The following is a 22849-nucleotide window of genomic DNA, read 5'->3' on the forward strand; positions in this document are numbered from 1 at the left end:
GCGATCATCATGGTGTACGGGCTCCTTTGCTGGCTTGCTCATGTTCCTCAATCAGGGCTTGCAAAACGGCACGAGCCATGAACAGGGGGTAGCGGCGGGAGTCTATACAATCGTCAGGGATGCGACAACTAGCAAATTTGTGAGTAAAAATGGCATCTAGCACAGATGGGGCGTGCGCTTGCAGCTATTAAACCAGGATATTTCTCACGTTTTTCCGGCAAGCGCCGCGGCGTCTGTGCCCGCTTGCCCCGGCCCTTGCGCCGGCTCTTGCGCCTGCGCCAGGATGCCGGCGAGGATGTCGGGGATTTCGAACACCGCGCGGTTTTCCAGCAGGCGCACGCGCGCACGGTAGGCGTCGAGCTGCGCCACCATCTCGGCCACGGCGCGGCGGATGGAGCGAAAGCTGCGCAGCACGATGCCGATCTGCTGCTCTTGCACCCAGACGGTGTTGTAGCGCTCCTGCGGCATGGTCCAGGCGTTGCGCTCGACGATCACGGGCAGGTTTTTCTGCACCGCTTCGCTGAGGCTGCCCGGCCCCGGCTTGCCGATGAAAAAATCCGCCAGCTCCATGTAGTACGGAATTTCGCGCGTAAAACCCAGTACCAGCCGCGGCGCGGTCGCAGGCAAGGCGCGCAGCTTGGCGGCCAGCGCCTCGTTGTGCCCGCAGATCAGGATCAGTTGCGTGTCTTGGAGCCGCTCGGCGATGCCCAGCATGGCCGCCGAGCCGCTGCCGCCGAAAAGCACCAGACCAGTGGGCAGGGCAGGCTCCAGCCTGTGCTGGCGACGTTCGCTGGCACGGTCTATGTTCAACGGACGGTAAAAATCCGGCCGCAGGATCATCCCCGACGTCGCATGCACCTGCGCCGGGCCGTAGCCCATGGCATACGCCTGCGCCACGGCCTTGGGCGTGCCGCAAATGAAGTGCTGCGCCTGGCCGCGCTCGATCCAGAAGTGCGGCGGGTAGTCGGCCAGGTCGGTCAAGATGGTGACGTAGGGCACGCCGGGCAGCGCCGAGGCCAGACTGGCGTAGAGCGCGCGATTGAAATTGGGCACCACCGAGACGACCATGTCGGGCTCGGTGCGCAGCCAGTGCTGCTGCAGACGGCGCACGAGCTGCGGATGGGCCAGGCGGATGACGGCCTGCAGCAGCTTGAGCTCCTGGCGAAAACTCAGCGTCCAGCCGCGCTCGAGGCGCCGGTTGTAGAGGTCTTCGGGGCGCATGCCCGTGAGCTTGCGAAAGTAGCCCTGCGGGTCGAGCACCTCGAACAGGTTTACGAGCCGCACCTGCCACGGCCTGCCTTGCTCGCGGATCACGGCCTCGAGCGCCTGCGCCGAAGCGCGGTGGCCGCCGCCCGCGTCGAAATACACCAAGTCTATGCATGTCATGCGCAGCCATCATGGGTGGCGTTCGTGACTTGTGCGTGACGCGCTGATGACCTGCCGCTTGGCATGAAACATGCCATCACCCTGCGTCCTCGTGGACAATTTGGGTTTAACCCAGATTGTCCATTAGGCGGTGCTGCGCACCTACGCGGGCGCTGGCAGGCGCCTGACGGCCATTTTGGCCGCTGCCTCGGCGTCCATGGCACCGGCCATGGACTTCTCCTCAGCAGCCAAACTGCCTCGCCAGCCACCTCGCCATCATCCCGCGTCCTAATGAACAATCTGGGTTTAAGGCAAAAAATGCTTCTAGCGCTTGCTACACCTGCGCTGGCAGCTCCCAAAACAAAAGCGGGCCGCAGCCCGCTTCGTGGTTTTGGATGCGGCCGGGCTTGCGCTGCAGGCAAGCCCGTGCCTGATGGATCAATACGACTTGGGCAGGCCCAGCACGTGTTCGCCGATGTAGTTGAGCAGCATTTCGTTGTTGATCGGCGCGATCTTGAGCAGGCGCAGCATGGGCCAGAGCGTGACCACGTCGTAGTCGCGGTCGAACCCGTAGCCGCCGTGCGTCTGCAGTGCGGCTTCGACGGCGGCGACGGCGGCTTCGGAGCCGAGCAGCTTGGCCATGTTGGCGTGTGCGCCTGCGTCTTCACCGGCGTCGAAGCGCTCGGCGGCCGAGTAGGTCATGAGGCGTGCAGCTTCGATCTGCGCCTTGGCCATGGCCATGCGGTGCTGCAGCGCCTGGTACGAGCCGATCGGCTTGCCGAAAGGCTTGCGATCTTTGGAATACGCCACGGCTTTGGCGAGCGCGTAGTCGCCCAGGCCCAGCGCGGCGCCCGCGGCGAGCAGGCGTTCGGAGTTCAGGCCTTCGAACATCGCCTTGGCGCCCTTGCCGGCTTCGCCGATCAGTGCGTCGGCGGGCAGTTCGACGTTGTCGAAGAACACCATGTACTGGCGCTCGGCCGTTTCCACCTGGATGTTGAGCTGCTGCAGCTTGATGCCGGGCGTCTTCATGTCGAGCACGAACAGCGACATGCCTTCGGTGCGGTTTTTGACTTCGGCGGCGCGTGTGGTGCGCGCGACGACGAGCATGAAGTCGGCATCGCGCGCGCCGGAGATGAACACCTTTTGCCCATTGAGCGTCCAGCCGCCCTTGCCGTTCGGTTGGGCGAGCGTGGTCATCGCGAAGCTGTTGGTGCCGGCGTTGGGCTCGGTGATGGCAAAGCACATCTTCTTTTCGCCGGTGCAGGTCGGGGTGACGTATTTCTTGATCTGCTCGGGCGTGCCGTTGCGCACGATGGGCACGCGGCCCAGCCCCGTGACCACGAGGAACAGCGTGGGCACGCCGGCCAGGGCCAGGGCTTCGTTGAGCGCGGTGATTTCGAGCACGCCGCCGCCCGAGCCGCCGTATTCCTCCGGGATCGAGAGGCCCAGCAGGCCGAACTCACCGAGCTTGGCCCAGAGTTCGTCGGGGAAGCGGTCTTCCTTGATGCACTGCAGGATGTAGGCACGGTCGTATTGGGCGGTGACGCCGCGCGTGGCTTCCTGGATGTCGCGGATGCGCGCTTGCATGGCCTCCATGGAGGTGCTGGGCTTGATGGGTGCGTTCATGGTCTATCTCCTCGGTGTCAGGGGGTGGGGGAAGGGAAAAGCGTGCCCATCACAGCGCCATTTCGGCGGGGATGGGTACGGGGAAGTCGAGCAGCATCTGCGCGTAGGCTTTGGCTTGCGGGTCCATGCGGATGGAGGCGATGCCGCCGCCGCCAAGGGCTTCTTGCAGGAGGAAGTTCAGCGCATGCGTGCCCGGCAGGTCGAAGCGTTCGACCTTGCCTTTGACGAGGTGCGCAAAATAGCCGGCCACGGCCTGCTCGGTCAGCGCGGCGCGGATGAAGGGCAGGTATTCGGGGCGGCGTGCGATGATGCCGATGTTGGCCGCGTCGCCCTTGTCGCCGCTGCGCCCCCATGCGAGCTTGACGAGCGGCACGGTGCGCATGCCGCGCGCAAAGGCGTTGGCGGCAGGCAACGGGCCCGTGACGGTGGGCAGGCTCGTGGGGTTGAAGGGCTGGCCGCTCCACTGCGGCGCAGGCACGGTCTGTTCGCCCATGTCTATGCTCGCCACCACCTGCGCCTTGGGCACCAGGCACGAGAACAGGCGCACCACCGGCTGCACCTTGGGGCGCCCGCCGGTGAAGCCCGTGATCGCCGGGGCGGACATCAGCGCGAGCGGCGCCACCTCGCGCGAGAACAGCTCGAGCGCGTCCTTCATGGGGTGGCGCACGCCGACCTTGAGCATCACCTCACGCGAGCTCGTGCGCGCGTGCGGGCCGTAAGTGTCTTCGGCGCCAATGGCCTCGACGCTGGTTTCAGTGAAGTCGGGCCAGCCGCGCTGCGCGAAATAGCGGCGCAGGCGCGCGAGCATGGCCGCGCCCACGCGGTGCGCCTTGGGGCCGGCATCTATGCCGCCGATCATGAACAGGCTCGTGGCGCGAAAGCCGTCTGCGTAGGTGACGCTGACCTTGGCCTGGTCGGTGGGTGCGCGGCCGCGCGCGCCCTTGACCTCGACCTGGTCGGGGCCGACCTGCGTGAGCGTGACGCCCGTGAAGTCGCACACCACGTCGGGCAGGATGTAGGCGCGCGGGTCGCCGATTTCGTAGAGCATCTGCTCGCCCACGGTGGACGGGCACACGAGCCCGCCCGTGCCTTCGGGCTTGGTGACGACGAAGCTGCCGTCAGCGCGGCATTCGGCGATCGGAAAGCCCATGTCGTCCCAGCCGGGCACGGACTCCCAGTCGGTGTAATTGCCGCCCGTGGTCTGCGTGCCACATTCGATCAGGTGGCCCGCGAGGCTCCCTTGCGCGAGGCGGTCGTAGTCGCTGGCGCTCCAGCCGAAGGCGTGGATCAGCGGCCCGAGCGTCACGGCGCTGTCGACGCAGCGGCCCGTGACCACGATGTCGGCGCCCGCCGAGAGCGCCGCCGCGATCGGAAAGGCGCCGAGGTAGGCGTTTGCGCTCATGACTTTTTGCGGGAAGGGCGCGCTCGAGAACATTTCTTTGGTCTGCGCGGCGCGCAGCGCCTCGACCTGCGGCATGAGGTCGTCGCCGAGCACGGCGGCGATCTTCAAGTCCACGCCTTCAGCCTGCGCCGCCGCGACGAGCGCCGCGCGGCAGGCCGAAGGGTTGACGCCGCCGGCATTCGCGATCACCTTGATGCCGCGTGCCTTGATTTCTTTCAAAAGCGGGCGCATGGTGCTGATGAAGTCGGGCGCGTAGCCTAGCTCCGGGTCTTTGGCCTTGGCGCGGCTGAGCAGCGACATGGTGATTTCGGCGAGGTAGTCGAACACCAGCACGTCGATGTTGCCGTGCTCGATGAGCTGGGTCGCGGAAAATTCCGTGTCGCCCCAGAAGCCCGAGGCGCTGCCTATGCGCAGGGTGGTTTTGCTCATGCTTGTCTCCAGTGGGTTGATTGAAGTGGGGTGATGGCCGTCAGCCGCCAAGGATCAACTGGCCGCGGCAAGCTTGTTGCGCGGCCAGAAGATGCGCCAGATGCCTTTGGCGGTGGCGCAGACCTTGCCGTTGGCGTCGACGAAGTCGCCCTCGGCAAAGGCGGTCGACTTGCTCACGCGCACGATGCGGCCATGCGCCTCGAAGCGCGAGCCCATGGCGGCGTCGAGGAAAGTGATGTCGAGGTTGATGGTGAACTGGCGCAGGTCGGAAGGGTTGATTTCCTTGGCCTCGGGCAAGTCCATGAGCGCGGACATGATGGCCCAGCCGAGCGCGCCGTCGAACATGTACGAGATGACACCGCCGTTGAGCACGCCGCTGTTGAGCTCGTGATCGGTGCCGCCGCCGCCGAGCTGCGTCGGCTGCACTTGCGGCAAACGCACGGTGACACGGCCAACGCCAGTTTCTTCGACTTCGAGGCCCTGTGCTTTCAAAAACAGACTGTCGTTCCAGGTCTTTTTCCAGGCGGTGATGCGGTCTTGCGCAGAAGCGGTGGTACTCAAAAAAATCTCCTAAATAGGCAAAAAATAAATTGGCATCAGGCGCTCGCCGCGTTCGTGCGCAGCAGCGCGTCGAGCACGCTTTCGAGCTGCACGAGCGAGTTGCACTCGCGCGCGATGTGGCAGTAGGGCGCGTAGCGTTTCATCTCCGAATCGCCCAGGCCCCAGAACGAGGTGGGCTCGGGGTTGAGCCAGATCACACGGCGCGCGCGCTCGTAGAGCAGGCGCATGACTTCGGTGTGTGCCTCGCCGCGGTTGTTGCGCGCGTCGCCGAGAAACAGGATAGTGGTGCGGCGGTCGATCTGGTCGAGCAATTGTTCTTCGATGTCGAGCAGGGTCTGGCCGTAGTCAGTGCCCGAGCCGCCCACGGCCTGGATGACCTTGTCCACCGCTTGTTCGACCGGCAGCTGCGCGAAGGTGTCGCTGACATCGACTAGGTGGTTGGTGAACGCATAGCTGCGCACGCCGCTCAGTTGCTCGTCCAGGCTGTATAAAAAAAGGAGCAAAAAGCGCGCGTACTGGCGCACCGAGCCGCTCACGTCGCAGATAGCGATCACGCGCGGTCTATCGACCACCTTGGTGCGCCAGAAGGTTTCGAACAGGATGCCGCCGTAGGCCGCGTTCTTGCGCAGCGTTTTGCGGAAGTCGAGCTGGCCGCGCACGCGCTGCTTTTTGCGCCGCGCGTGGCGCTCGGCCAGGCGCTTGGCCATTTTGCGCACGATGACATGCATGCGCTCGAAGTCGCGTTTTTCGATGTTCGAGAGCTTTTGCGTCTGCAAAAAATCGTCGTGCAGCTGGCGCGTGGGCGCGGTGCCGTAGAGCGCGAGCTTGCGCTCGACGAAGTTGCGCACTTCGTTGAACAGGCGCTTGCGCGCGAGTTCGAGCTCCTTGGCGCGCTCGGGCGCCATGGTCTGGCGCTTGGCGTCGGCGATTTCGCGGTCGAGCAGCTCCAGCCCCATGGCCTGCTGGATTTTTTGCGTGTAGTAGCCTTTTTGCGTGAAGAACCAGATGTCGGTCAGGCCGACTTCGCGCGCGGCTTCCTGCATGCGCTTGGCAAGCGCCGCCGAGTCGCCCGAGAGCAGCAGTTGCGACAGCGCCTGCCCGCCACTGCCCTGGCAGCCGCCGGGGCCGCCCGAGCCTATCTTGGGCTGCTCGTCCTTGGGCTGGTCAGGGTTGGTTTGATCTGCGCTTTGCGAAGCGGCCTGGCCTGCGCTGGGCGCGCCGGATACGCCGCCGGCCGGCTTTTGGAACGCATCGAAGCGAAAGAAGCGGTCGAAGGCCTCGTCGAACAGCACGCGGTCTGCCGTGGTCTTGGCCAGCGTGGTGCCGAGCGCGTTTTTCAGCAGCGTGCGGTCGCTCCAGCCGACGAGCTCGACGGCGCGCGCCGCATCGACCTGCGCGTTCAGGTGCACTTCGAGGTCGCTGCCGCGCAGCGCCTTGAAAAAGTCTTCAAGCGTGGCTTGCATGGGACAGCTCTGCGTCCTTGCGGGCTTGTTGCAACAGATTCCCCATTTGCTCGTTCGCCGTGGCGATGTCCTGCTCGAACTTGAGGAACACGTTGAGCGTGTCGCGCACCAGGTCCAGGCTCAGGTGCTCGGCGTTGAGCAGCAGCAGCGTCTTGGCCCAGTCTATGGTTTCGCTGACCGAGGGGAGTTTTTTGAGGTCGAGCTGGCGCACCGCCTGGATGAAGGCGACCAGCTCGCGGTTGAGCGTGGCGGACAGGCCGGGCACGCGCCGCTCGAGGATGCGGCGCTCGAGCGCCGGCTCGGGGAAGCTGATGTGCAGGTGCAGACAGCGGCGCTTGAGCGCGTCGCTCATCTCGCGCGTGTTGTTGCTGGTCAAAAACACGATGGGCTTGACCTTGGCCTTGATGGTGCCGAGTTCTGGCACCGAAACCTGGAAGTCCGACAGCACTTCGAGCAAAAAGGCCTCGAATTCGGGGTCGGACTTGTCGATTTCGTCGATCAGCAGCACGCAGCCTTTCTCTTGGTGCAAGGCCTGGTACAGCGGGCGCGGCTCGAGGAAATGCTCGCTGAAAAACAGGTCATCGTGCGCGTGCAGCCTGTCCATGGACTCGGCCAGGCCCTTGGCGCCCTGCATCATTTCGCCGAGCTTGTCCTTGAGCAACTGGGTATAGAGCAGTTGCTTGCCGTATTTCCATTCGTACAGTGCCTTGGATTCGTCAAGCCCTTCGTAGCATTGCATGCGGATCAGGGGCACGGCGAGGATGTCGGCCATGCTCTTGGCGAGCTCGGTTTTGCCCACGCCGGCGGGGCCTTCGATGAGGATGGGCTTTTCGAGGTGAAAGCCCAGATAGACCGAGGTGGCGATTGCGGGGCTCGCGATGTAATCGACGGCAGCGAAGCTTTGGGCGACGCGGTCTATGGATGTGAAATGGTCGGAATGCTCTGTTTTCATGGGTGGAGTGATTGGAGCAACTGCTGCCCCCTTTGGAGTTGACGGGATTGCGCCACGCCGCGCGCGATGCCCAGCACCAGACGCAGATCACGGACGAGCGAAGGAGGTGCTGTGCCCGGCGGCGGGCCGTTCGGCTCAGGCAGCAGCGCTGCGGCCCATGATGCGCAAGCCTTTTCATAGGCGGTCTGCCAGCGCTCGAGCAGGCGGCGCGCGCCTACGGTGGCAAAGGCCAGCGCGTCGTCGCAGCCTTGCACTTCGAGCTGGCGGGCGACGGCGTCGCGCACGGCGTGCAGCGCCTGCCATTCGAGCTGCAGCGCACCGAGTTCGCGCACGGCATCGTTTGCTGCGGTGCCGGCGGTGCCGGCACCGCCCGATGTTGCCATGCTGAGCGCACGCGCGAGCGCTTCGAGCTCGCACTGCATGGCGCCGAGCAGCGGGCCGAGCAGCAGCGCATCTTCGACGGCGCGCACGGGACGTGCGATGGTTTCAAACGCCAGGCCGGGCGGGCCTATGCGCCGGATCGCGGGCACACGGCAAGATTCGAGCAACAGGTCACAGTGCCCCAGCGGCGCCAGCCCTTGCACGCGCGCGTTCGCCTCGCGCCTGAGGCCGGGCGTTTGCGCGTCGAGCAAGAAGGCGTCGAAGCGCTTGCGGCCCTCGTGTTCGGCGCTCACGGCGAGCACGATGATCGCGTCGGCCGCGGGGCCGTTGCTGATGAAGGCTTTGTGCCCGTCGAGCACCCAGTCGCCGTCACCTGCTGGGCGGGGTTGCGGCACGGCGCGCGTGCGCAAGTGCTTGGGCTGCGCGCCCACGCCAGGCTCGGAGATCGCCAACGCGAGCAGGCATTCGCCCGCAGCCATGGCTGCCAGCAGCTGGGCGAGCAAGGCCTGCGATGCGTCCGATGCGCCCTGCTGCACGAGCGGACCGAGCACGTAGCGCCCGAGCAGCTGCTGCATCATCCAGGCCATGCCCAGCCCCAGGCTGCCGGTGGCGTGCGTGATCTGCCCCGCAAGCGCGCTGACCTGCACCGCGTCGGCTGCGGGTGGGCGCCCATCCAGCGAAAACCCCAGGCCCAGCACGCCGCGGCGGCCCAGGTGGGCCCACCAGGCACGCGGAAAACCGCCCGCGCCGTCAGGGCTGCTTGTGGGCGGCGCCGTCTGCAATGCCTCGTGCATGGCACGGCGCAAGTCTTGCGCCGGTGTGCTGGCCGGGGTGGCAGTGGGAAGGGCAGAGTTCATCGCGGGCAAAACGGGTTACTACTTCAGATGTAGCTGCTTATGCAGGATAGATGTGGGCTAGAGGCCGATTTCATGCATAAAAACCGAGCTGGCGCGAGGCCAGGTCGCGCATGACTTCTTCGGCGCCGCCGCCGATCGCATTGACCTTGACTTCGCGGTAGATGCGCTCGACGGTGACGCCGCGGATGAAACCCGCGCCGCCGTGGATCTGCACGGCCTCGTTGGCGCAAAAGGCCATGGTCTGCGTCGCCTGGTTCTTGAGCAGGCAGATTTCGCCCACGGGCTGCTCGCCCTGCTCGACGCGCCAGGCCAGCAGTTCGAGCATGGCCTGCGTGGCCTCGATGCGCATGGCCATGTCGGCGAGCTTGTGGCGCGTGACCTGCATGTCTATGAGCTTGCCGCCGAACATCTCGCGCTGCTTGGCCCAGGCGAGCGCCTCGTCAAGGCACACGCGCGCAAAACCGTTGGCGCCCGCCGCGAGGAAGATGCGCTCGCGGTTGAAGTTCTTCATGATGGCCTTGAAGCCCTGGTTTTCCTGGCCGACGAGGTTTTCCACGGGCACGCGGCAGTTGTCGAAATACAGCGTCGCGGTGTCGGAGCACAGCCAGCCCATTTTGCGCAGCGGCGTCTGTGTGAAGCCGGGCGTGCCTTTTTCGATCAGCAGCAGCGACACGCCGCCGGGCCCGGGGCCGCCGGTGCGCACGGCCACGGTGTAGAAGTCGGCGCGTATGCCCGAGGTGATGAAGGTCTTGGAGCCGTTGACGATGTAGTGGTCGCCCTCACGCCGCGCCGTGGTCTTGAGGTTGGCCACATCCGAGCCGCCCGAGGGTTCGGTGATGCCCAGCGCGCTGATCTTCTCGCCGCGCAGCACGGGCGGCAGCACGCGCTGCTTGAGCGCCTCGCTGCCCACGTTGACGATGGGCGGGCAGCCTATGGTGTGCGACAGCAGGCTCGCGAGCACACCGCCCGCGCCGCAGCGCGCGAGCTCCTGCGAGGCGATGATGGTCATGAACAGGTCGCCATCGTTGCCGCCGTAGGTCTCGGGAAAGCCCAGACCCAGCAGGCCGACTTCGGCGGCCTTGTTGTAGAGCTCGCGTGGAAAGCTGCCGGCGTCGTCCCATTCATCGACGAAAGGCGTGATTTCTTTCGCGACGAAGCGGCGCATGAGGTCGCGAAAGGCCGCATGCTCGGCCGTGTAAAAAGGGCTGGCTCCTTGGGCGCTGGTGGACATAGGCTTCTCCTTTGGTTTTCGCTTCGGGGTAATGATGGGTGTGAGAGTGGAGGCTGTGGAGCCGATCAAGCGTTTTCTTCTTCAGCCAGCGACACCAGCACGGCCTTGGACGGCACCTGGTCGCCTACGCGCACGAGCACCTGATCAACCACGCCGTCGCGGCGCGCGAGCAACTGGTGCTCCATCTTCATGGCTTCGAGCACGGCCACGCGCTGGCCCTTTTCGACGCGGTCGCCGGGCTGCACGAAAACGCCCAGCACCTTGCCGTTCATGGGCGCGACGATGCGTGCCTCGGCGTTGCCCTCGGCACCCGCGGGCGGGGCGTAGGTCAGGTCTTCAAAGCTGGCGCTCAGGGTCTTGAATTCCAGATGCAAGCTGCCGTTGTGGAATGCGGCCAGCGCGTGCTGGCGTACGCCGTCGGCGAGCAGGCTGAGCTGGGCGCCGCTGCGCTCGAGCACGCGAATCTGGTGCACTTGCGTGCCCACCTCGACGCGGTAGTCGTGCTTGTCGAGCGCGGTGACGAAAATCAGGTGGCGGCGCTCGTTTTCGCCCAGCGTCATGGGCCAGCGGGCCGGCCCCGTGGTGCGCCACGGGCGCGCGCCTGCGGGTGCGGTGGCCTCGAACCAGAGCACACCGGCGAGTGCGAGCGCGAGCGAGTCGGGCTGCGGGCGCACCCACTGCGTGGCGTCGAAGTTCTGTGCGATGAAGGCCGTGGTCGCGTCGCCCGCGGCAAACACCGGGTGCTCGGCCACGGCTTCGAGGAACGAGCGGTTGTTCGCGAGCCCCAGCAGCTGCGTGTTTTGCAGCGCGCCGATCAGGCGCCGGCGCGCTTCTTCGCGCGTGGCGCCATGGGCGATGATCTTGGCGATCATCGGGTCGTAGTGCGGGCTCACGGCCTGGCCTTCGATCAGGCCGTGGTCCACACGCACGCCGGGTCCGCTGGGCGGCTGCCACACGAGTACGTCGCCGCTTTGCGGCAAAAAGTCGGCATACGGGTCTTCGGCGTACAGGCGCACCTCGATCGCGTGGCCCGAGAGCTGCACCTGTTCCTGCGTCAGCGGCAGCGCCTCGCCGCGCGCCACGGCGATCTGCCAGGCCACGAGGTCCAGCCCCGTGACGCATTCGGTCACGGGATGCTCGACCTGCAGCCGCGTGTTCATTTCGAGGAAATAGAAGTTGCCGTCGCGGTCGAGCAAAAACTCCACCGTGCCCGCGCCCACGTAGTTCACGGCGCGCGCCGCGGCCACGGCGGCGGCGCCCATGCGCGCGCGCAACTCGGGCGAGACCGCCGGCGAGGGCGCTTCTTCGAACACTTTCTGGTGGCGGCGCTGGATCGAGCAGTCGCGCTCGCCGAGGTGGATGATGTTGCCGTGGCGGTCGCCGAACACCTGGATTTCGACGTGGCGCGGCTCGAGCACGGCGCGCTCGAGGATCAGCTCGTCACTGCCGAAGGCGTTCTTGGCTTCGGAGCGCGCGCTCGTGAGCGCGTTGGGCAGGTCTTCGGGTTTGGCAACGAGGCGCATGCCGCGCCCACCACCGCCTGCTGCGGCCTTGACCATGATGGGAAAGCCGATTTCGCGCGCTTGCGCGATCAGCGTGGCGTCGGACTGGTCGGCGCCCTGGTAGCCGGGCACACAGGGCACGCCCGCAGCCAGCATCAGGCGCTTGGCGCCGGCCTTGTTGCCCATGTGCAAGATGGCCTCGGGGGCTGGCCCGATGAAAACCAGCCCGGCATCCTGGCAGGCTTGCGCGAACGCTTCGTTTTCGGACAAAAAGCCGTAGCCCGGGTGCACGGCGTCGGCGCCCGTGCTGGCCGCGGCGCGCAGCAGCGCCTGCATGTTGAGGTAGCTCTCGCGCACGGCCGGCGGGCCTATGCACACGGCCTCGTCGGCCATGGCGACGTGCAGGGCTTGGGCGTCGGCCTCGCTGTAGACGGCCACGGTACGGTAGCCCATGGCCTTGGCCGTGCGGATCACGCGGCAGGCGATTTCGCCACGGTTGGCGATCAGTATCTTGGTAAAACGCATGGGTTTTCTCACATCCGGCCGACACCGAAGGTGTTGGGGTTCAGTTGACGGGCTTCGGCTTCACGGCACATGGCCAGGGCGGTGGCGAGCACGCGGCGCGTGTCACGCGGGTCGATGATGCCGTCGTCCCACAGGCGCGCCGTGGCGAAGAAGGCGTGCGATTCCTTGTCGAAGCGCTGCAGGATTTCCTCGCGCATGGATTGCATGGCGTCGGCGGGCGGCGTTTTGCCCGTGCGGGCGAATTTTTCTTCGGTGACGATGCGCATCACCGTCGCAGCCTGCTCGCCGCCCATCACCGCCACGCGCGCGTTGGGCCAGGCAAAGACGAAGCGCGGGTCGTAGGCGCGCCCGCACATGCCGTAGTTGCCCGCGCCGAACGAGGCGCCGATCATCAAGGTGATGCGCGGCACGGTGGCGTTGGTGACGGCCTGGATCATCTTCGCGCCGTGCTTGATGATGCCGACCTGCTCCACGTCCTTGCCCACGAGGAAGCCCGTGGTGTTTTGCAAAAAGATGAGCGGCGTGCCTGATTGGCAACACAACTGGATGAATTGCGCGGCCTTGGTCGCGCCTTGCGGATCGATGGGGCCGTTGTTGCCCAGGAAGCCGCAAGGTTGTCCTTCGATGGAGCCCATGCCGCACACCGTGGCGCTGCCATACAAGGCCTTGAACTCGAGAAAGTCGGAGTCGTCGATGATGCGCGCGAGCACCTCGCGCATGTCGTAGGGGTGGCGGAAATCGACGGGCACGGTGCCCACGATCTCGTCGATGGGGTAGCGCGGCTCCTTCCAGGTCTTGGGCGCACGCAGTGGCAGTTTGTCGTTCCAGGGCAGGCGCGCCATGATGTCGCGCGCGATGCGGATGCCGTCGGCGTCGTCCTCGGCCAGGTATTCGGCCACGCCCGAGGTCGTGCAGTGCATTTCGGCGCCGCCCAGTTCCTCGTCGGTGGCGATTTCGCCCGTCGCGGCCTTGAGCAGCGGCGGGCCGGCGAGAAACGCCTTGGCGCGCCCGCGCACCATGATCACGTAGTCGGACATGCCGGGCAGGTAGGCGCCGCCCGCCGTCGAATGTCCGTGCATCACGCAAATCTGCGGAATGCCCGCGGCCGACAGACGCGCCTGGTTGGCAAAGCCGCGCCCGCCTTCGATGAAGACCTCGCCCACGTGCATCAGGTTGGCACCCCCCGATTCGACGAGGCGGATCACGGGCAGTTTGTTTTCCATCGCGATGGCTTCGGCGCGCAGGCCTTTGCGCATGCCCATGGGCGTGATGGTGCCGCCTTTGATGGCGCTGTCGGACGCGATCACCACGCAGCGCACGCCAGCCACCATCCCTATGCCGGTGATGATGCCGCCGCCGAGCACGTTTTTGTCACCATCGTCGTCGTGCATGCGCAGGCCCGCGAGCGTGGAAAACTCCAGTCACTCGGAGCCGCGGTCGAGCAGCAGCGCGATGCGCTCGCGCGGCAGCAGCTGCTTGCGTGCGCGGAACTTGGACTCCTGGCTGTTGGAGGTGTTGCGCACGCGGTCTTCGTAGTCGCGGAAATTGTGGATCAGCGCGAGCATCTGCTCGCGCTCGCGCTGAAAGCTCTCCGATTGCGGATCGATTTGGCTTTGGATGACAGGCATGGGGGCTTTCCCTCGCTCAACGGGTGTAGAAGGCAGCGCCGCGCTGGGCCATGTCGCGCAGCAGCTGGGGCGGGGCGAAACGCGGGCCGACGCGTTGTGCCAGGGCTTCGCAGGTCTCGACGAATTCGGCCACGCCCACGGTGTGGATCTGGCCGATAGGGCCGCCGAGGTAGGGCGGAAAACCCCAGCCCAAAATGGCGCCCACGTCGGCATCGATGGGCGCGAGCAGCACCTTTTCTTCGAGGCAGCGCGCCGTCTCAACCGATTGGATGAACATCAGGCGTTGTTTGACGCTCTCCACGCTGGGCTGCGTTGCAGCCTGTGGGAATTCCTGCGCGAGGCCAGCCCACAGGTGCTTGGGCGCGCCTTGCGGGTAGTCGTAAAAACCCTTGCCGATTTTTTTGCCCAGGCGCCCGAGATTGTCCACCATGCGGTCGCAGACATCGTCGATGGCGCTGCGCTGGTAGGCCGCGCCAAGGTCGGCGGCGGTCTGTTTGCGGATGCGCGCCATGAGTTCGAGCGACACCTCATCGGCCAGCGCGAGCGGGCCCACGGGCATGCCGCACATGCGGCCGGCGTTTTCGATCAGCGCCGGTGCCACACCTTCGGCGAGCAGCGCCAGGCCTTCGCCGACGTAGGTAGAGAACACGCGGCTGGTGTAAAAACCGCGGCTGTCGTTGACGACGATGGGCGTCTTGCGGATGGCCTTGACGAAGTCCATGGCGCGCGCGAGGCACTCGTCGCTCGTGGCCTTGCCGCGGATGATCTCGACCAGCGGCATTTTGTCCACGGGCGAGAAAAAGTGCAGGCCAATGAAATTCGCCGGGCGTGCCGAGGCTTCGGCCAGGCCGGTGATGGGCAGCGTGCTGGTGTTGGACGCAAAGATGGCCGTCGGCGCGAGCTGGGCTTCGGCCTTGCGCGTGACCTCGGCCTTGATGGCGCGGTCTTCGAACACGGCTTCGATCACGATGTCACAACCGGCGAGCGCCGCAAAATCGGTCGTGGGCTGGATCAGCGCGAGCTTGGCGTCACGCTCGGCCTCGCTCATGCGCTTGGCGGCCACGCGCTTGTTCCACAGCGCCTCGCTGTAGCCCTTGCCTTTGTTCGCGGCTTCGAGACTGGTGTCGAGCAGCACCACCTGCATGCCAACCTCGGCGCACGCATAGGCAATGCCCGCGCCCATCATGCCCGCGCCCAGGATGCCGACCTTGCGGTAGCTGGCCTTGGGCACATTCTTGGGGCGCGAGGCCAGCTTGTTCGCGTCGCCGATGCCGAAAAACAGCGAGCGGATCATGTTCTTCGAGACCTTGCCCGTCGCGAGCTTGACGAATTCGCGCCCTTCGACCTTGCAGCCTGTGTCTATGTCCACCTGGCAGCCGTTGTAAACGCTGCTCAGAATGGCCTCGGGTGCAGGGTAGTTGCCGAAGGTCTTGGCGTGCAGCATGGCGTTGCCCAGCGTGAAAGTCTCGTAGCCCACGGGGCTTTGCACCGCGCCGCCGGGCAGTTTGAAGCCTTTGCGGTCCCAGGGTTGCACGGCGTTCTTGGGGCCTTCGGTAAGCAGCCACTCCTTGGCGCGCGCGAGCAATTGTTCAGCGGGCACGACCTCATCGACGAGACCGGCTTCGAGGGCTTTCTTGGGGGGCAGCTTTTTGCCTTCGAGCAGCAAGGGCAGGGCGCCGCGCAGCCCGATCATGCGCGGCAGGCGCTGCGTGCCGCCACCGCCTGGCAGCAGACCGATGGCCACTTCAGGCAGGCCGATCTGGGCCTTGGGGTTGTCGGCGGCAATGCGGCGGTGGCAGGCCAGCGCGACTTCGTAGCCGCCGCCCAGCGTGGTGCCGTTGAGCGCGGCGACGAAGGGCTTGCCGCTTTTTTCGATGCCGCGCAGCAAAGTGTGCAGGCGCGCAACGAAGTCCATCAGCCCTTGCACGTCGGTGATCGCAAGCATCATGTTGAGGTCGGCGCCGGCGATGAAGTCGGGCTTGGCCGAGGCGATGATCACGCCCTTGACGGCGGCGTCTGTCACGGCCTTGCGCACGGCCTCGCTGAAGGCGGGGATGGATTGCTCGTTGAGGACGTTCATCGGCACGTCCTGCATGGCCCAGGTGATGGTGGCGATGCCGTCGGCATCCACCTTGTAGTCGATCGTCATGGTGAGAGTCCTGGTGAAATGGGTGAAACCTGCGTGCTCCGGGGTGTGGCCGGGTCAGATGCGCTCGATGATGGTGGCGGTGCCCATGCCGGCGCCCACGCACAGCGTGACCAGGCCGGTGGAGAGGTTGCGGCGCTCGAGTTCATCGAGCACGGTGCCCAGGATCATTCCGCCCGTGGCGCCGAGCGGGTGCCCCATGGCGATGGCGCCGCCATTGACGTTCATCTTGTCGTGCGGCACGTCCATCACGTCCATGAAGCGCAGCACCACCGCGGCAAAGGCTTCGTTGAGCTCGTACAGGTCGATGTCCGAGGCCTTCATGCCCGCGAGCTTGAGCGCCTTTTCGGCTGAATATGAAGGCCCGGTCAGCATGATGGTGGGCTCGCTGCCGATCGAGGCGAAGGCACGGATGCGCGCCCGCGGCTTGAGGCCCAGGCGCTGGCCGACCTCGGCGTTGCCGATCAGCACGGCCGAGGCGCCATCGACGATGCCCGACGAATTGCCCGCGTGGTGCACGTGGGTGATGCGCTCGAGCGTGGGGTAGCGCTGCAGCGCCACTCCGTCGAAGCCATATTGCTCGCCCTGCACCTTGAACGAAGGTTCGAGCTTGGCGAGCGACTCCAGCGTGGTGTCGGGGCGCATGTGCTCGTCGTGGTCGAGCACCACGCAGCCGTTGACGTCTTTCACGGGCACGATGGACTTGGCGAAGCGCTTTTCTGCCCAGGCTTGCGCGGCGCGGCGCTGGCTCTCGACGGCGTAGCGGTCGAGGTCTGCGCGGCTGTAGCCGTACAGGGTCGCGATGAGGTCGGCCGAAATCCCTTGCGGCACGAAGTAGGTCGGGATGGCCACGGCCGGATCGACGGCCCAGGCGCCGCCGCTCGTACCCATGGGCACGCGGCCCATGCTTTCGATGCCGCCGCCTATGACTAGCGGGGACTGGCCCGACATGACCTTGGCTGCAGCCATGTTGCAGGCTTCGAGCCCGGACGCGCAATAGCGGTTGATCTGCACGCCCGCCACGCTCTGGTCGTAGCCCGCCGTGATGACGGCCACGCGCGCGATGTTCGCACCCTGTTCGGCTGCGGGTTCGACGCAGCCAAGAATCACGTCATCGACCAGTGCGGTGTCGAGCTGGTTGCGGTCGCGCAGCGCCTGTAGCGCCGTGATGGCGAGTTGGATCGGCGTCGTGCCGTGCAGGGCGCCGGAACTGCGGCCCTTGCCGCGCGGGGTGCGCACGGCGTCGTAGATGAAGGCTTCGGTCATGGTGGGGGTTTCCTCAAAGGTGGATGGCGGGTGCTGTCAGAGCGTGCGGCCGATGATTTCTTTCATGATTTCGTTCGTGCCGCCGTAGATGCGCGAGACGCGTGTATCGGCAAAGGCGCGGGCAATCGGGTATTCCCACATGTAGCCGAAGCCGCCGAACATCTGCAGGCATTGATCGACGATCTTGCAGTGCAGGTCGGTCGTCCAGTATTTGGCCATGGCCGCGGTGGCGGCGTCGAGCTGGCCCTGCAGCAGCAATTCGAGCAATTTGTCGACGAACACGCGCGCGACCTGCACCTCGGTCTTGATCTCGGCGAGCTTGAAACGGTTGTGCTGGAAGTCGATCACGGGCTGGCCGAAGACCTTGCGTTCCTTGGTGTAGGCAAGCGTCCAGTCAAGCGCGGCCTCGGCGCCTGCGGCTGCGCCGATCGCGATCTGCATGCGCTCCCAGGCGAGCTCCTGCATGAGCAGGAAAAAGCCCTTGCCTTCGCCGCCCAGGATGTTGCTCACGGGCACGCGCACGTTGTCGAAAAAGAGCTCCGAAGTGTCCTGTGCCTTCATGCCGATTTTTTCGAGGTTGCGCCCGCGCTGAAAACCGGGGCGGTTCGTCTCGACGAGCACCAGCGAGGTGCCTTTGGCCCCTTTGGTGGGGTCAGTCTTGGTGACCACGATCACCACGTCGGCGTTCTGGCCGTTGGTGATGAAGGTTTTCTGGCCGTTGATGACGAGCTCGTCGCCTTCGCGCAGTGCCTGCGTGCGCACGGCCTGCAGGTCGCTGCCGGCGCCGGGTTCGGTCATGGCGATGGCGCCTATGGCTTCGCCTGTGGCCATCTTGGGCAGCCAGGTTTTTTTCTGCTCCTCGGTGCCGTAGGCCAGGATGTAGGGCGCGACGATGTCGGAATGCAGGCCAAAGCCCAGGCCGCTGGTGCCGGTGCGCGCAACTTCCTCGATCAGCACGGCGCTGTGCAGGCGCGTGCCGCCGCCACCGCCGTACTGCTCGGGAATCGCCGGGCACAGCAGGCCCGCAGCCCCGGCCTTACGCCAGACTTCGCGCGGCACTATGCCTTGCTCTTCCCAGGCGGCGTGGTGCGGGAGGACTTCTTCTTCGATAAAGCGACGCGCCTGGTCGCGGAAAAGTTCATGTTCTTCTTGAAAGATGGTGCGAGCGAGCATGGCAGTCCAGCTGGGTTTGAAGGGTGGTCGGGGAATTGATCAATCCAAACAAGATCAATCAAACGCTTGTTAGTTGTGCTAAAGTTTATACCATGAAAAAGACCGCTGCAGACGACCAGACCCCTGCGCCAACGCGGAAAGAGGAAATTCTTTCCGCAGCCGCGAGCCTGTTTCGGCGGCAGGGCTTCGAGCGTACCTCGGTGCGCGAAATCGCTCAGGTGCTGGGCATGACCTCGGGCTCCTTGTTTTATCACTTCGCGTCCAAAGAAGACCTGCTCGTGATGATCATGGAGGAAGGCTTGCGCGATATCACGCAGGCAGTGCGCCAGGCGCAGGCGGAGCATCAGCGCCTGCCGGAGCGCCTGCTCGCCATGGTGCATCAGCATCTGGCAGCGCTGCTCGGGCCGCGGCTCGACGCCATGACGGTGCTGCTCTACGAATGGCGCAGCCTCTCGCCCGAAGCCCAGCAGCGCATCCTGGCCTTGCGCGATGCGTACGAGGTCTTGTGGACCGAATCCCTGACCGAAGCCGCGCAGCTAGGCCTCGTGGACCCGGACGTTGCGCTGGTGCGCCAGACATTGCTGGGCGCACTCAACTGGTCGGCGCAGTGGTATAGGCCCGGTGGAAGGCTGGGAATCCATGCGCTGGCCGAACGCATGTTTGTTATGCTTTTCCCGAAGATGCGGCTTGGGTTCGAGCATGCTGCTGCGGCGTAGCAGCCCCAAATGAATTGCCTGCTTTGCCGCAGGCACCCGTTCCTCCCCGCATCCTTATTTCCCCTTGCCGCTATTGCGGTCCCATTCTCTTAATCCATAGGAGACAAATAGAAATGCAGAAGTCCAGCATCCCCTCGACCATGATGCAGGTGCCCCTGTCGCTCAACCATTTTCTGGAGCGCGCCGGGGTTTATCACGGTAAAAGCGAGATCGTCTCGCGCCTGCCGGACAAGTCTTTGCACCGCTACACCTACGCAGACTTCCACCGCCGCGCCAAGGCGCTCGCCGAGGTGCTGGTGAAGGCAGGCATCCAGCCCGGCGACCGCGTGGCCACGCTGATGTGGAACCACTATGCGCATCTCGAGTGCTACTTCGGCATTCCCGCATCGGGCGCAGTGATGCACAACCTCAATCTGCGCCTGTTCCCGCACGACATCGCGTTCATCGTGAACCACGCGAAGGATCGTTTTCTGCTCGTCGATGACGTGCTGCTGCCGCTGCTCGCGCAGTTTGCCAAGGACGTGAACTTCGAGCGCATCATCGTCGTGCCGCTCACGGGCCAGCCCGTGCCCGCGCCCTACGAAGACTATGAAAAGTTCATTGGCGCAGCCACGGGCGACTTTCAATACGTCGAGCTCGACGAAAACGCGCCCTGCGGCATGTGCTACACCTCGGGTACCACGGGCAACCCCAAGGGCGTCGTGTATTCGCACCGTTCCACGGTGCTGCACTCGCTCGTCGCGGCCTTGCCTGGCGGGATCAGCATCTCCGGCAGCGACGTCGTGGTGCCGGTGGTGCCCATGTTCCACGCCAACGCCTGGGGTTTGCCCTTTGTGGCCACGTTCATGGGCGCGAAACAGGTGTTCCCGGGGCCGCACCTGGATTCGGAATCGCTGCTCGACCTGTACCAGCGCGAGCGTGTCACGGTGACCGGCGGCGTGCCCACGATCTGGTTGTCGCTGCTGCAAACCTTGCGCACCAATCCTGGCAAATACGACTTGGTGCCAGGCATGCGCATGCTCGTGGGCGGCTCGGCGGCGCCAGAAACCTTGTTCCGCGGCTTCGATGAGTTTGGCCTGGTGGTCGGCACGGCATGGGGCATGACCGAAACCTCGCCGCTGGGCACCGTTTCGGCGCTCAAGCCCTGGATGCAGGCGTTGCCCAAAGACCAGCAATACGCTTACCGCATCAAGCAAGGCATGGCGGCACCGCTCGTGGACATCCGCCTCGTGGGCGACGAGGGCGAGGTGCCATGGGATGGCAAGTCGGTCGGTGAAATCCAGGTGCGCGGCCCCTGGATCACGGGCAGCTACCACGAAATGCCCGTGAGCGAGGCCAACTTCACCGCCGACGGCTGGCTGCGCACCGGCGATGTGGGCACCATAGACCCCGAGGGCTTTTTGCAACTCACCGACCGCACCAAGGACTTGATCAAGTCCGGCGGCGAATGGATCAGCTCGGTCGATCTCGAAAACAACCTGATGGGCCACCCGGCGGTGCTCGAAGCGGCCGTGATCGCCGTGCCGCACCCGCGCTGGGCCGAGCGCCCGCTCGCCGTGGTGGTGCTGCGCCCCGGCCACAGCGCGACGGCGGATGATCTGCGCGACCACCTGGCCAAGACCTATGCGAAGTGGCAATTGCCCGACGCCTTCGTGTTCGTCAACGAAATTCCGCGCACTTCGACGGGCAAGTTCCTCAAGACCAAGCTGCGCGAGATGTACAAAGACTGGAAGTGGGAGTAGCACAAGCCTCAAAAACACCTCTTGCGCGCAAAATTCCTGCATCTCTTTGAAAACGAGGCAGGATGAGGCTCCTTCCCGGAGCGAATGAGAAACCCAAAAAGGAGACACGACCCATGGTCACTTCGACAACATCCCCTTCCACACCCGTCACCCAGGGCGTGCCGCCGCCGGGCGCGATTGCGCGCGTGACGATTGGCGACTTTCTGCGCCGCTCGGCGGCGCGCGATCCGCACAAAACCATGTTCGTGCTCGGCAAACAGCGCATGAGCTACGGCGAGTTCAACGATCAAGTCACGCGCTGCGCCAATGCGTTGCTGGCGCAAGGGCTCACGCGCGGCGATCGTGTCGCGACGCTGTGCAACAACTCGCTTGAATTCCTCATCGCGATGTTCGGTATTCACCGCGCGGGGTTGATCTGGGTGCCGATCAACACCGGCTTGGGGGTGGATGATGTGAACTACATCATCGAGCACTCCGAAGCGCGCTTCGCGCTCGTCGATGCGCCCTTGTATGCACGCCCCGAAGTGCGCGCCGCGCTTGAGGCGCAACCGGGGCGTGGCTGGGTGCTAGAGGGTGAAGGTTCAGGGTCTTTTTCGGCCTTTGCGCATGCCCTTGCTGCGCAATCAGCTATCGAAACGGAAGTGGAAATCCACGACCGCGACGTGGCGCAGATCATGTACACCAGCGGCACCACAGGGCGCCCCAAGGGCGTGATGCAAAGCCATCTGTCCGTCGTCATGGCCGCGATGAACAACGCGATCGAGTTTGGCCTGTGGCGCGATGCCGTGAACATCGCCGTGCTGCCGCTGTTCCACTGCGCCCAGCACACGCTGATGTGCGGCGTGCTGGCCGCAGGCGGCACGGTGATCGTGATGCGCTCCTTCGACCCTGGCGCCGTGCTCGACGCCATAGAGAACGAGCGTGTGACTTTTCTGGTCGGCCTGCCGCTGATGCACCAGGCCATCCTGGACCACCCCTCGCGGCCTGGGCGCGATCTTTCGAGCCTGCGCATGTGCGTGTATGCGATGGCGCCCATGCCCGAGACGCTGCTGCGCCGCTTGATCGCCGAAATCTGCCCGAACTACGCGCTCGGCACGGGCCAGACGGAGATGTATCCATTGACCTTGGCGTTCCGTCCCGAAGAGCAGTTGCGGCGTTTCGGCTCTTATTGGGGCGTGAGCGCGCTGATCAACGACACTGCCGTGATGGACGACCAGGGCAATATCCTCGGCCCCAACGAGGTCGGCGAGATCGTGCACCGCGGCCCGAACGTCATGGAGGGTTACTACAAAAACCCTGAAGCCACGGCTGAGTCGCGTGCCTTCGGCTGGCACCACACGGGCGACCTTGGCATGTGGATAGACGGGCAGATGATGTTCCGCGACCGCAAGAAGGACATGATCAAGACCGGCGGCGAAAATGTGCCTTCGGTCAAGGTCGAGGCCGTGCTGCTGCGCCACCCGGCCGTTGCCAATGCGGCTGCGGTGGGCTTGCCGCACCAGCGCTGGATCGAAGCCGTGACGGCCTTCGTCATGCTCAAGCCTGGCGCGCAGGTCGATGAGGCCAGCTTGATCGCGCACTGCAAGGAGCACCTGGGCGCGTTCGAGGTGCCCAAGGCGATCCGCATCGTCGATGCGCTGCCCATGACATCGACAGGCAAGGTGCAAAAGCACCCGCTGCGCGACAAGTATCGTCACCTGTACGAATCGGAAAACTGAGCCAGCGGTTTGCCGCGCCCTCCCTTCGTTTTTGTAGCGAAGGGAAGTGGAAACCTAACTAACAACTGTTCTGCTAACATAGCGGCTCCCGGGCGCTGCAAAGGCATTGCGTGCATTGCCAGCCTGCCGGGTGTCTTGGTCGTTTCGTTTTTCATTCCGTACGCGC

At 65.1% G+C, this 22849-nt stretch carries 15 protein-coding genes and 1 pseudogene; 3 read left to right on the forward strand and 13 right to left on the reverse strand.

What is annotated here, in order from left to right:
- Positions 1 to 204: 204 nt before the first annotated feature.
- From FK527_RS09375 to FK527_RS09435, 13 genes and pseudogenes are all read right to left on the reverse strand, one after another.
- A complete protein-coding gene (locus FK527_RS09375) occupies positions 205 to 1386 on the reverse strand; it encodes a glycosyltransferase family protein (RefSeq protein ID WP_144732646.1) in 1182 nt (393 codons plus the stop codon).
- 417 nt (positions 1387 to 1803) lie between these two features.
- Complete coding sequence (locus tag FK527_RS09380; protein WP_144732649.1) at positions 1804 to 2991, reverse strand: acyl-CoA dehydrogenase family protein; 1188 nt, start codon at positions 2989 to 2991, stop codon at positions 1804 to 1806.
- 49 nt (positions 2992 to 3040) lie between these two features.
- On the reverse strand, positions 3041 to 4822 hold the full coding sequence (locus tag FK527_RS09385) for an acyclic terpene utilization AtuA family protein (RefSeq protein ID WP_144732652.1): 1782 nt from the start codon (positions 4820 to 4822) through the stop codon (positions 3041 to 3043).
- Positions 4823 to 4876: 54 nt separating this feature from the next.
- Positions 4877 to 5383, reverse strand: a complete 507-nt coding sequence (locus tag FK527_RS09390) for a PaaI family thioesterase (protein ID WP_144732655.1) — start codon at positions 5381 to 5383, stop codon at positions 4877 to 4879.
- Between the two features lie 35 nt (positions 5384 to 5418).
- Positions 5419 to 6846, reverse strand: coding sequence for a VWA domain-containing protein (locus FK527_RS09395; protein WP_144732658.1), 1428 nt, complete (start codon positions 6844 to 6846; stop codon positions 5419 to 5421).
- The gene (locus FK527_RS09400) at positions 6830 to 7798 is read right to left on the reverse strand and encodes an AAA family ATPase (protein WP_144732661.1); all 969 of its coding nucleotides are present in this window, start codon (positions 7796 to 7798) and stop codon (positions 6830 to 6832) included. The genes FK527_RS09395 and FK527_RS09400 overlap by 17 nt, the downstream gene beginning before the upstream one ends.
- Positions 7795 to 9036 (reverse strand): acyl-CoA dehydrogenase family protein, encoded by a 1242-nt coding sequence (locus FK527_RS09405; protein ID WP_144732664.1) that lies wholly within the window; start codon positions 9034 to 9036, stop codon positions 7795 to 7797. The genes FK527_RS09400 and FK527_RS09405 overlap by 4 nt, the downstream gene beginning before the upstream one ends.
- A 70-nt stretch (positions 9037 to 9106) precedes the next feature.
- A complete protein-coding gene (locus FK527_RS09410; protein ID WP_144732667.1) occupies positions 9107 to 10267 on the reverse strand; it encodes an acyl-CoA dehydrogenase family protein in 1161 nt (386 codons plus the stop codon).
- 65 nt (positions 10268 to 10332) lie between these two features.
- The gene (locus tag FK527_RS09415; RefSeq protein WP_144732670.1) at positions 10333 to 12294 is read right to left on the reverse strand and encodes an acetyl/propionyl/methylcrotonyl-CoA carboxylase subunit alpha; all 1962 of its coding nucleotides are present in this window, start codon (positions 12292 to 12294) and stop codon (positions 10333 to 10335) included.
- 8 nt (positions 12295 to 12302) lie between these two features.
- A pseudogene (locus FK527_RS09420) lies at positions 12303 to 13922 on the reverse strand (acyl-CoA carboxylase subunit beta).
- A gap of 16 nt (positions 13923 to 13938) precedes the next feature.
- A complete protein-coding gene (locus FK527_RS09425) occupies positions 13939 to 16071 on the reverse strand; it encodes a 3-hydroxyacyl-CoA dehydrogenase NAD-binding domain-containing protein (protein ID WP_144732673.1) in 2133 nt (710 codons plus the stop codon).
- A gap of 54 nt (positions 16072 to 16125) precedes the next feature.
- Positions 16126 to 17334, reverse strand: coding sequence for an acetyl-CoA C-acetyltransferase (locus FK527_RS09430; RefSeq protein ID WP_144732676.1), 1209 nt, complete (start codon positions 17332 to 17334; stop codon positions 16126 to 16128).
- Between the two features lie 36 nt (positions 17335 to 17370).
- On the reverse strand, positions 17371 to 18507 hold the full coding sequence (locus FK527_RS09435) for an acyl-CoA dehydrogenase family protein (protein WP_144732679.1): 1137 nt from the start codon (positions 18505 to 18507) through the stop codon (positions 17371 to 17373).
- Between the two features lie 35 nt (positions 18508 to 18542).
- Between FK527_RS09435 and FK527_RS09440 the strand changes: the two genes are divergently transcribed.
- The 3 genes from FK527_RS09440 (at position 18543) to FK527_RS09450 (ending at position 22683) form a co-directional block, all read left to right on the forward strand.
- On the forward strand, positions 18543 to 19223 hold the full coding sequence (locus FK527_RS09440) for a TetR/AcrR family transcriptional regulator (protein ID WP_246072737.1): 681 nt from the start codon (positions 18543 to 18545) through the stop codon (positions 19221 to 19223).
- A 113-nt stretch (positions 19224 to 19336) separates the two neighbouring features.
- Positions 19337 to 20965, forward strand: a complete 1629-nt coding sequence (locus tag FK527_RS09445) for a long-chain fatty acid--CoA ligase (protein WP_222116146.1) — start codon at positions 19337 to 19339, stop codon at positions 20963 to 20965.
- Positions 20966 to 21078: 113 nt separating this feature from the next.
- Complete coding sequence (locus FK527_RS09450) at positions 21079 to 22683, forward strand: AMP-binding protein (RefSeq protein ID WP_144732682.1); 1605 nt, start codon at positions 21079 to 21081, stop codon at positions 22681 to 22683.
- Positions 22684 to 22849: the final 166 nt, after the last annotated feature.

This window comes from Extensimonas perlucida, from assembly GCF_007655255.1.
GTDB lineage: Bacteria > Pseudomonadota > Gammaproteobacteria > Burkholderiales > Burkholderiaceae_C > Extensimonas > Extensimonas perlucida.